The organism is Streptomyces carpinensis (genome assembly GCF_002154505.1).
GTDB lineage: Bacteria > Actinomycetota > Actinomycetes > Streptomycetales > Streptomycetaceae > Streptomyces > Streptomyces carpinensis.
Genome location: NZ_MUBM01000380.1, coordinates 1 through 10016, shown reverse-complemented (window position 1 = coordinate 10016; position 10016 = coordinate 1). Strand labels below are relative to the sequence as shown.

Here is a 10016-nt window from a genome sequence, read left to right as displayed (position 1 = left end):
GTAACCGGGAGCGCCGGCCGGGGGCTGCTGGGGAGGGGGCCCGTAGGGGTTGTTCGGGTCGCCGAAACTCATGGCGGTCTTTTCCTCCGTCGATCACGTGCGGGGACGACGCGAGGCACCGTACGGAGGAGAGTTCTACAGGATGCGGTTCATCCCCCCGATGAGCTGCCCGCGGCACTGTGCTGTTCATCGTTCTTGACCGACTGCTTACTTGTCCAGCCGCATCCTGATGTGTTGTGCAAGTGCAACATCGGTGATCATGAGAGTGGAAAAACAGGAGACACAGGCCCGTCGCGACGGCGAACGCGGGCCCACCGGGACGGAAACCGCGGGTTCGTCCGGCCCGGAATCAGCTGCGCGCCCGGCTCGGAATCAAGTACCCACCCGGATTGGAACCGCGGGGCGGTCATCCGCGAGGATGGTGGCATGACCGCCCAGATTCTCGATGGCAAGGCCACCGCAGCCGCGATCAAGTCCGATCTGACCGCCCGCGTGGCGGCGCTGAAGGAGAAGGGCGTCACGCCCGGCCTCGGCACGATCCTGGTCGGTGACGACCCCGGCAGCCGCAAGTACGTCGCGGGCAAGCACCGTGACTGCGCCGAGGTCGGCATCGCCTCCATCCAGCGCGAGCTTCCGGCCACCGCGACCCAGGAGGAGATCGAGGCGGTCGTCCGGGAACTCAACGAGGACCCGGCGTGCACCGGCTACATCGTGCAACTGCCGCTGCCCAAGGGCATCGACGAGAACCGCATCCTCGAACTGATGGACCCGGACAAGGACGCCGACGGCCTGCACCCGATGAACCTCGGCCGTCTCGTCCTCAACGAGCCGGCCCCGCTGCCCTGCACCCCCAACGGCGTGCTGACGCTGCTGCGCCGCTACGGCGTGGAGATCAAGGGCGCCGAGGTCGTGGTCGTCGGCCGCGGGGTGACCATCGGCCGTCCGATGCCGCTGCTGCTCACCCGGCGCAGCGAGAACGCCACGGTCACCCAGTGCCACACCGGCACCCGCGACCTGTCCGCCCATCTCAAGCGGGCCGACATCATCATCGCCGCGGCCGGCTCCGCCCACCTGATCCGCGCCGAGGACGTGAAGCCGGGCGCGGCCGTCCTCGACGTCGGCGTCTCCCGCAACGCCGAGGGCAAGATCGTGGGCGACGTCCACCCGGACGTCGCCGAGGTGGCCGGCTGGCTCTCCCCGAACCCCGGTGGCGTCGGCCCGATGACGCGCGCCGAGCTGCTGGTCAACGTGGTCGAGGCGGCGGAGCGCAGTGTCGGCTGAGGCGGGCGGCGCCCCGCGGGACACGCAGGACGCCGACCGGGACCAGGGCCGGGACCATCCGGTCGACGCGCCGGGCGCCGAGGGCCGGCCGCAGCGGGGCACGCGCCGTTTCCCGCTGTTCACCGAGGACACGGCACGCCCCGAGGGCGGGGGCATCGCCGCACCGAGCGACGCCCCCGCGCCCGCCCGGCAGTGGCCGCTGCTCTCCGTGCTGGTCATGGTCGGGCTCGGCCTGCTGGTGACCGCCCTCGACGCGTTCCGGGTCGGGCTGCTGCTGATCGGCGTCGCCCTGCTGGGCGGTGCCGTGCTGCGCTGGGTCCTGCCCCGCGTCGGCATGCTCGCGGTCCGCTCCCGTTTCACGGACATCGTCACCTACGGGATCCTGGGCTGCGCGATCGTGCTGCTGGCGCTGGCGGCCCAGCCGAAGCCCTGGCTGGAGATCCCGTTCCTGGACGACGCGCTGCACTTCACCGTCCGCAACAGCTGACGGCGTTCCTACATCCGTACGGCTACGGTGACGGCGGCCCATCCTCTCCCCCGAGTAAGGACGGACCGCCGTCGGGGACAACACTCCTGCACGGCGAACTGGCTGTTCAACGGCTGTCCGTGCGCTGTGGCACGGAAGTGACCATTCCGCTACCGTGTCCGCGCTCTGCCACAGGGGTGCCCCGCCCGGCGTGGGAACCGATCCGCCCGCGTCGTCGTCACTCGCTGCGAGGGGCGACGCGAGGATGCCGGGAGGTGTGGGATGGGCGCCTGGCAGCCGCTACCGGACGATCTGCCGCCGGAAGTACGGCACTTCGTGGAGCAGCTGCGGCTCCTCAAGGACGGGACGGGCCTCAGCCTGGCCGCGCTGGGTGCGCGCACCGCGTACAGCAAGTCCTCCTGGCAGCGCTACCTCAACGCCGGCCAGCCGCCGCCGCGGCAGGCGGTCACCGCCCTGTGCCGGGTCGCGGGCCTGGCCGGCGCGGACGCCGAACGCCACACCGTGCGCTGGGAGATGGCCGTCAAGGTCTGGCCGAGGCCCGCCATGGTGCCGGAGCGGGCACCGGGGATGGAGGGCACCGTCCAAGCCCATATGGCTCACGCCCATGAGACCCGTGTCCACGAGGTCTACGAGGAAGTCCCCACCGTGCCCTGGTGGGACCGGCCGGAGGAGCATCCGCGTCCCGGGCCCGGCGGGCGTCTCCTGCTGTACGCCGTCGTGCTGCTCGTCGCACTGTTGCTCACCGCCGTCGTGGGCACCATTGCCCTTGGGTGACAAAATAGGGATCTGGGGAGAAGTCGTCCGACAACCGGGCCAGCGTGGGCAATCAGCGCAGCGGCGCGTGTCCTCGCCCGAACGGATCGGGCGCCGCGCGCGGGGAGAAGCCGGCGGTGCCGGGGGAAGAGGGGGGAGCGGCAATGGCTCGTTGGAAGTCTCTGCCCGATGAACTCGACCCGCAGGTCAAGGAGTTCGCCGGTCAGCTGCGGCGGCTCGTCGACCGCAGCGGCCTGAGCGTCGCCGCGCTCGCCGACCGTACGGGCTACAGCAGGACGTCCTGGGAGCGTTATCTCAACGGCCGGTTGCTGGCACCCAAGGGTGCGGTGGTCGCCCTCGCCGAGGTCACCGGTACCAACCCGGTCCATCTGGCCACGATGTGGGAGCTCGCCGAGCGGGCCTGGAGCCGCGCGGAGTTGCGCCACGACAGGACCATGGAGGCCATCCGGATCGCCCAGGCCCGGGCGGCGCTGGGCGAGTTCGGCGCGGCGGCGCCCGGCGGGGAGGTCGCCGGGGGTGCGCGGCCCGACGGCGGCAAGGGCCTGCGCAGGAGCGGCAGCGCCACGGCGGCACCCGGACTGCCCGCCCCCGGGACCGCGGGTGCGGCGGGCGTGTCCCCGACGGTGCCACCCCAGCCGACGGCCTCCGACGCGGACGCACGGGACTCGGCATCTGCCACCTCCTCCGGTTCCGCCTCCCGCTCCGGGGCTGCGGGGGCGGTTCCTCCCGGCGGTGCCCCGCCGGCGCCGGGGGCTGACACGCCGGGTCCGTACGGGGCGCGCAGGAGGCGGCTGACGATGTTCCTCGCGGGCCTGGCCGGGGTGCTGGTGGTGATCGGTGCCGTCTTCTACCTCACCGGCGGCGACGACGGCAAGAAGGCCGTGGGAGCGAGGAAGCCGGCGTCGCCGTCCGTGAGCGCCACCCCCGAGCTGCCGCCCGGAGTGAAGTGCGAGGGGGCCGGCTGCACCGGCAAGGACGCCGAGGCCATGGGGTGCAGCGGCGGGCTGGTGACCACGGCCCGCAGCGCCACCGTCGGAACGACCGTCGTCGAGGTGCGTTACAGCAAGACCTGCGGCGCCGCCTGGGGCCGTATCACGCAGGCCGCACAGGGCGACCAGGTACAGGTGACGGTCGGCACGCGCAAGGAGGCCGACACGGTCACGAAGGCCGGCGACACGATCGCGTACACGCCGATGGTGGCCGTGAAGGACGCGGCCCAGGCGACGGCGTGCGTGACGCTGGCGTCGGGGCGGAAGGGCTGCACGCCGTGATCGGGCGGACGAAACCGCCGGAGGCCGACGCCGGTCCGCCGGAAGGCGGCACCCGTTCCTGAAGGAGAGAGGCGGCCGCCCGTCCGGGAGAGGAGAGACGAAGGCGGCCGCCGTGTGGGGTTGCCGGAAAGCCGGACTCCCATGGGGGGTGACGTTCGCCTGCCCCGAACGGCGGATCCCATGCGCGCCACGCGCCGATTGTTTTCGGTGTTTCTTCCCGGCCGCTCAGCGCCTCTCCCGGCCTCCCCGCCAGCCCTGTCCCCGCTGGTCCTGGCAGCGTCTGTGGGACGGGCCACAGGGGCCCCGCAGTCCGGGATGCCGGATGCGCGATAGCCTGACCGGTGGATCTCTCTTGACGCCAAGAGATCGATCGTCCGTACGTGATCGATCATCGTGGCGGGCGTACGGCCACCGACCGGACGCGGGGATCCCGCACCCCGGGGCAGGGACGCCCCAACCGCCAGCTGTCATACGGAGAACGCCATGACCCGCACTCCCGTGAACGTCACCGTCACCGGCGCGGCCGGCCAGATCGGTTACGCCCTGCTCTTCCGCATCGCCTCCGGCCAGCTGCTCGGCGCGGACGTGCCGGTCAAGCTGCGCCTCCTGGAGATCACGCCGGCCCTGAAGGCCGCCGAGGGCACGGCCATGGAACTGGACGACTGCGCGTTCCCGCTCCTTCAGGGCATCGACATCACCGACGACCCGAACGTCGCGTTCGACGGCACCAATGTCGCCCTCCTCGTCGGCGCCCGCCCGCGCACCAAGGGCATGGAGCGCGGTGACCTGCTGGAGGCCAACGGCGGCATCTTCAAGCCGCAGGGCAAGGCCATCAACGACCACGCCGCGGACGACGTCAAGGTCCTGGTCGTCGGCAACCCGGCCAACACCAACGCGCTGATCGCCCAGGCCGCCGCGCCGGACGTACCGGCCGAGCGCTTCACCGCCATGACCCGCCTCGACCACAACCGCGCGCTCACCCAGCTGGCGAAGAAGACGGGCTCGACGGTCGCCGACATCAAGCGCCTGACCATCTGGGGCAACCACTCCGCCACCCAGTACCCGGACATCTTCCACGCCACGGTCGCCGGCAAGAACGCCGCCGAGGTCGTGAACGACGAGAAGTGGCTGGCCGAGGACTTCATCCCGACCGTCGCCAAGCGCGGCGCCGCCATCATCGAGGCCCGTGGCGCCTCGTCGGCCGCCTCCGCCGCCAACGCCGCCATCGACCACGTGTACACGTGGGTCAACGGCACGGCGGACGGCGACTGGGCCTCCATGGGCATCCCGTCGGACGGCTCCTACGGCGTCCCGGAGGGCCTGATCTCCTCCTTCCCGGTCACCACCAAGGACGGCAAGTACGAGATCGTCCAGGGCCTGGAGATCAACGAGTTCTCCCGCGCCCGCATCGACGCCTCCGTCAAGGAGCTCGAGGAGGAGCGCGAGGCGGTCCGCAGCCTCGGCCTCATCTGAGTCCAACGGCCCCCGTCGTCACGCTCGTTCGTCACGACCCCGCACGGGCCCCGTTCCGGTTTCTTCCGGAACGGGGCCCGTGGCCGTTTTCACCGCTACCGTCGAATTCGGTACCGCCGTACCGCGACTACGGCGGTACCCGACGGGGTGGCTCCACGGGGTGGGTGACGTCGGGGGGTTCGCGATGAGCGGTTGGGACGGCCACGGTTCCGGTTCGGGCGCGGAGCACGAACCGAGCGAGGACAGAGGCCAGGCGGCCTGGGGAGAAGCGGAGGGGCCGGCCCCGGAACCGCCGTGGGCGTCCGCCGAGACCCAGACGGGCACCCCGCTGCCGACTCCGCCGCCGTCCTGGGGCACTTGGGGAGCGTCACCGCCCACCCCGCCCGCGTCGTCTTCGCCGTACGCACCGCCGGCATCACCTCCGCCGTACGCGCCGTCCCCGCCGCCCGCATCGCCTCCGCCGCACGTGCCCCCCGCGCCCCCGCAGCGCCGTGCGGGGGCTCACCGCGCAGGCCGTCTCCTGGCCGCGACCGCCGCCGCGGCCGTGCTCGGGGCGGGAGCCGGCGCCGGGGTCTGGTACACCGTGCTGCGGCACGATTCCACCGGCCCGGCGGCCGGCCCGGCGACGGCCGCCACCGTCTCCACTCCGGCCCCGTCCATGTCCCCCTCCTCGCCCTCCTCGCTCTCCTCCCCGTCTCCGCACGAAGGAACGCCGGAGGACTCGCGGGACGACACCCCTGCGACCGGACCCGGCCGGCAGGTCTCCACCCCGGCCCCGGGCGGCGCCGCCCCCGGCTACCGACGCACCCAGGACCCCGTCGGCTACACGGTCGACGTCCCCGAGGGCTGGACCCGCAGGCAGAAGCAGGGCGAGAAGGCGCCGGTGGTCTACTACGACTCCCCGTCCGACGGCCGCCAACTGCAGATCTTCGCGGTCACGGAGGGCACCCCGGCCACCTCCCTCGACCTGGCCGAGAACGACCCCGGCTACGGGTTCGCCCGGCAGCCCGGCTACCAGGTCCTGAACCGTGACTCGGGCTCCACCTGGGCCGAACTCACCTACCGCTACGACGACCGCGACAAGGGGCCCCGCCAGGTCGTCGACCACCGTTTCCAGGCCGCCGACGGCACGCTCTACGCCCTCCGCGTCAGCGGTCCCGTCACGCTCCCCGCCGACCGGATCCGCGCTCCGCTCACCGCCGCACTGGCCTCCTTCTGCCCATCGGGCGGTCACTGCGGCTAGGTGTACCCACCGGACAAACCCAAGGGCGGCCGACCCGGGGAGGGTGTCGTTGCCATGCGTCCGGACCGGTCGCGGCTGATCGACTTCCGTCGGCTTTGCCCATGTTTGTCCCCAACTTTCGTGACGCGGAACACTTTCGGCCATGGATTGCGCATGCAATTCGAGGGGAGGGGCAGGTGCTCACGGTCCCTGTGGGTGACACCCATGTCACTCAGGGCAACTGAGCAGGAACGGAAGGCTTCACCGATCATGGCGGACAGTACGACACGCACGGCGCGCACCACGATTCACGCGGGAGGAGCGTGGCTGGAATCGGTCTCCGGGGCCACGCGCGACATCCTCGACCCCGCCGACGCGACGCCGTTCGCCGTGGTCGCCGAGGGCGACGAGAAGGACGCGGACCGGGCCGTGGAGGCGGCCCGGTCCGCCTTCGACGGCGGCGCGGGCGCCTGGCCGCGCACCCCCGTGGCCGAGCGAGCCGCCCTGCTGCGCCGGGTCGCCGACCTGCTGGTGCGCGACCGCGAGAGGCTCGGCCTGCTGGAGAGCCGGGACGCGGGCAAGACCCTGGAGGAGGGCCGCGTCGACGTCGACTGCGTCGCCGACGCCTTCCGCTACTTCGCCGACCTGGTCGCCGCCGAGGCGCCCGGCCGGGTCGTGGACGTCGGCTCGCCCGACGTGCACAGCGTCGTCGTGAACGAGCCGGTCGGCGTCTGCGCCCTGATCACGCCCTGGAACTACCCGCTCCTCCAGGCCAGTTGGAAGATCGCCCCGGCGCTCGCCGCGGGCAACACCTTCGTGATCAAGCCGAGTGAGATCACCCCGCTGACCACCGTCGCGCTGATCGACCTCCTCGTCGAGGCGGGTCTGCCCGCCGGAGTCGCCAACATCGTCACCGGCCCCGGCCACACGGTCGGCGCCCGCCTCGCCGAGCACCCCGACGTCGACCTCGTCTCCTTCACCGGCGGTCTGGTCAGCGGCACCAAGGTGGCGCAGGCCGCCGCCCTCACGGTCAAGAAGGTCGCCCTCGAACTCGGCGGCAAGAACCCTAACGTCGTGTTCGCCGACGCCTGCGCCACCGACGAGGGCTTCGACACCGCCGTGGACCAGGCGCTCAACGCCGCCTTCATCCACAGCGGCCAGGTGTGCTCCGCCGGCGCCCGGCTGATCGTCGAGGAGTCCGTACGGGACCGGCTCGTCGCCGAACTCGCCCGGCGCGCACAGCGGATCCGGCTGGGCCGCGGCACCGAGAGGGGCGTCGAGTGCGGGCCGCTCGTCTCCGAGCAGCAGCGCGCGAAGACCGAGGCGTACGTCGCCTCCGCGCTCGCCGAGGGCGCCGTGCTGCGCTGCGGCGGCAAGCGGCCCGACGCCGACGCGACCCGGCCGGCCACCGGCTACTTCTACGAGCCGACCGTCCTCGACCACTGCCACCGGGAGATGCGGGTCGTCCGCGAGGAGGTCTTCGGACCGATCCTCACCGTCGAGACCTTCCGCACGGAGGACGAGGCCGTCCTCCTCGCCAACGACACCGAGTACGGCCTCGCCGGCGCCGTCTGGACCGCCGACGCCGGCTGCGCTCGCAGGGTCGCGGGCCGGCTGCGCCACGGCACGGTCTGGATCAACGACTTCCACCCCTACCTCCCGCAGGCGGAGTGGGGCGGCTTCGGCAGGAGCGGCGTCGGCCGCGAACTGGGGCCCGCCGGACTCGCCGAGTACCGCGAGACCAAGCACGTCTACCAGAACCTGGCGCCCCAGCCGGTGCGCTGGTTCGCGGGCTGACCCCCGACCACGCCGGGCACGGCTCGAACCCCGACCACGCCGTGCACGGGCCGGGCCCCGACCACGCCGTGCACGGGCCGGGCCCCGACCACGTCATGCATCGAGCCCCGACCACACAAGCCGCGACCCCCCACCTGGAGTACCACCCCCATGCCGGACAACACCCCTGAGAACACGTACGACTACGTCGTCATCGGTGGCGGCACGGCAGGCTCCGTCATCGCCTCCCGGCTCACCGAGAACCCCGACGTCACCGTCGCCGTCATCGAGGGCGGCCCCAGCGACGTCGGCCGCGAGGACGTCCTCACCCTGCGCCGCTGGATGGGCCTGCTCGGCGGCGAACTCGACTACGACTACCCGACCACCGAACAGCCGCGCGGCAACTCGCACATCCGGCACAGCCGCGCCCGCGTGCTCGGCGGCTGCTCCTCCCACAACACCCTCATCGCGTTCAAGCCGCTGCCGTCCGACTGGGACGAGTGGGAGGCGGCCGGCGCCAAGGGCTGGGGCGCGGTCCCGATGGAGGCGTACTACGCCCGCCTGAAGAACAACATCGTCCCCGTCGACGAGAAGGACCGCAACACCATTGCCCGCGACTTCGTCGACGCGGCGCAGGCGGCCGTCGGGGTTCCCAGGGTCGAGGGCTTCAACAAGAAGCCGTTCCGCGAGGGCGTCGGCTTCTTCGACCTCGCCTACCACCCGGAGGACAACAAGCGTTCCAGCGCCTCCGTGGCGTATCTGCACCCGGTGATGGACGAACGGCCGAACCTCACGATCATGCTGGAGACGTGGGCGTACGAGCTGCACCTGAACGGCACCCGCGCCGAGGGCGTCCACGTGCGCACCAAGGACGGCGAGGAGATCCTCGTACGGGCCCGCCGCGAGGTGCTGCTGTGCGCCGGTGCCGTCGACTCGCCCCGACTGCTGCTGCACTCGGGCATCGGCCCGAAGGCGGACCTGGAGAAGCTCGGCATACCCGTCGCGCTCGACCTGCCGGGCGTCGGCGAGAACCTGCTCGACCACCCCGAGTCGGTGATCGTCTGGGAGACCCACGGGCCGATTCCGGAGAACTCCGCGATGGACTCCGACGCGGGCCTGTTCGTGCGCCGCGATCCCAAACACGCGGGCCCGGACCTGATGTTCCACTTCTACCAGATCCCGTTCACGGACAACCCCGAACGCCTGGGCTACCAGCGCCCGCGGTACGGCGTGTCGATGACCCCGAACATCCCCAAGCCGAAGAGCAGGGGCCGGCTGTACCTGACCAGTGCCGACCCGTCCGTCAAGCCGGCCCTGGACTTCCGCTACTTCACCGACGAGGACGACTACGACGGCCGCACCCTCGTCGACGGCATCCGCATCGCCCGCGAGATCGCCGGCACCGAGCCGCTGGCCGGCTGGCTCAAGCGCGAGGTCTGCCCCGGCCCGGACATCACGGGCGACGAGGAGCTCGGCGAGTACGCCCGCAAGGTCGCCCACACCGTCTACCACCCGGCCGGCACCTGCCGTATGGGCGCCGCCGACGACGAACTGGCCGTCGTCGACCCCGAGCTGCGCATCCGGGGCCTGGACGGCATCCGCATCGCCGACGCATCGGTCTTCCCCACCATGACCGCCGTGAACCCGATGATCGGGGTGCTCATGGTCGGTGAGAAGGCCGTCGACCTGATCGGAGGTGAGAGCTGATGGCTCTCACGGTCCCCACCCGCAA

Annotated in this window: 8 protein-coding genes; all 8 read left to right on the top strand. The window is 72.0% G+C overall.

Going from position 1 to position 10016, the window contains the following annotated elements; genetic code table 11:
- Positions 1-426: 426 nt before the first annotated feature.
- Positions 427-1281 (top strand): bifunctional methylenetetrahydrofolate dehydrogenase/methenyltetrahydrofolate cyclohydrolase, encoded by an 855-nt coding sequence (locus tag BZY54_RS39380; RefSeq protein ID WP_086730156.1) that lies wholly within the window; start codon positions 427-429, stop codon positions 1279-1281.
- On the top strand, positions 1271-1768 hold the full coding sequence (locus BZY54_RS39375) for a DUF3017 domain-containing protein (RefSeq protein WP_086730155.1): 498 nt from the start codon (positions 1271-1273) through the stop codon (positions 1766-1768). Before BZY54_RS39380 ends, BZY54_RS39375 begins: the two co-directional genes overlap by 11 nt.
- Before the next feature lie 261 nt (positions 1769-2029).
- Positions 2030-2542, top strand: coding sequence for a helix-turn-helix domain-containing protein (locus BZY54_RS39370; protein WP_086730154.1), 513 nt, complete (start codon positions 2030-2032; stop codon positions 2540-2542).
- 143 nt (positions 2543-2685) lie between these two features.
- Positions 2686-3813 (top strand): helix-turn-helix domain-containing protein, encoded by a 1128-nt coding sequence (locus tag BZY54_RS39365; protein ID WP_086730153.1) that lies wholly within the window; start codon positions 2686-2688, stop codon positions 3811-3813.
- A 483-nt stretch (positions 3814-4296) separates the two neighbouring features.
- Positions 4297-5286 (top strand): malate dehydrogenase, encoded by a 990-nt coding sequence (locus BZY54_RS39360; RefSeq protein WP_086730152.1) that lies wholly within the window; start codon positions 4297-4299, stop codon positions 5284-5286.
- A 466-nt stretch (positions 5287-5752) separates the two neighbouring features.
- Positions 5753-6529, top strand: a complete 777-nt coding sequence (locus BZY54_RS51890) for a hypothetical protein (RefSeq protein ID WP_244217556.1) — start codon at positions 5753-5755, stop codon at positions 6527-6529.
- 249 nt (positions 6530-6778) lie between these two features.
- Positions 6779-8305: an aldehyde dehydrogenase family protein gene (locus BZY54_RS39350; protein WP_086730151.1), complete on the top strand. Its 1527-nt coding sequence runs from the start codon at positions 6779-6781 to the stop codon at positions 8303-8305.
- Positions 8306-8455: 150 nt separating this feature from the next.
- Positions 8456-9991, top strand: coding sequence for a GMC family oxidoreductase (locus tag BZY54_RS39345; protein ID WP_086730150.1), 1536 nt, complete (start codon positions 8456-8458; stop codon positions 9989-9991).
- Positions 9992-10016: the final 25 nt, after the last annotated feature.

Bases quoted from the DNA above. Each gene is read 5' to 3' on its own strand.
- BZY54_RS39365 (WP_086730153.1), top strand. From the start codon at position 2,686: ATGGCTCGTTGGAAGTCTCTGCCCGATGAACTCGACCCGCAGGTCAAG.
- BZY54_RS39360 (WP_086730152.1), top strand. From the start codon at position 4,297: ATGACCCGCACTCCCGTGAACGTCACCGTCACCGGCGCGGCCGGCCAG.
- BZY54_RS39380 (WP_086730156.1), top strand. From the start codon at position 427: ATGACCGCCCAGATTCTCGATGGCAAGGCCACCGCAGCCGCGATCAAG.
- BZY54_RS39345 (WP_086730150.1), top strand. From the start codon at position 8,456: ATGCCGGACAACACCCCTGAGAACACGTACGACTACGTCGTCATCGGT.
- BZY54_RS39370 (WP_086730154.1), top strand. From the start codon at position 2,030: ATGGGCGCCTGGCAGCCGCTACCGGACGATCTGCCGCCGGAAGTACGG.
- BZY54_RS39350 (WP_086730151.1), top strand. From the start codon at position 6,779: ATGGCGGACAGTACGACACGCACGGCGCGCACCACGATTCACGCGGGA.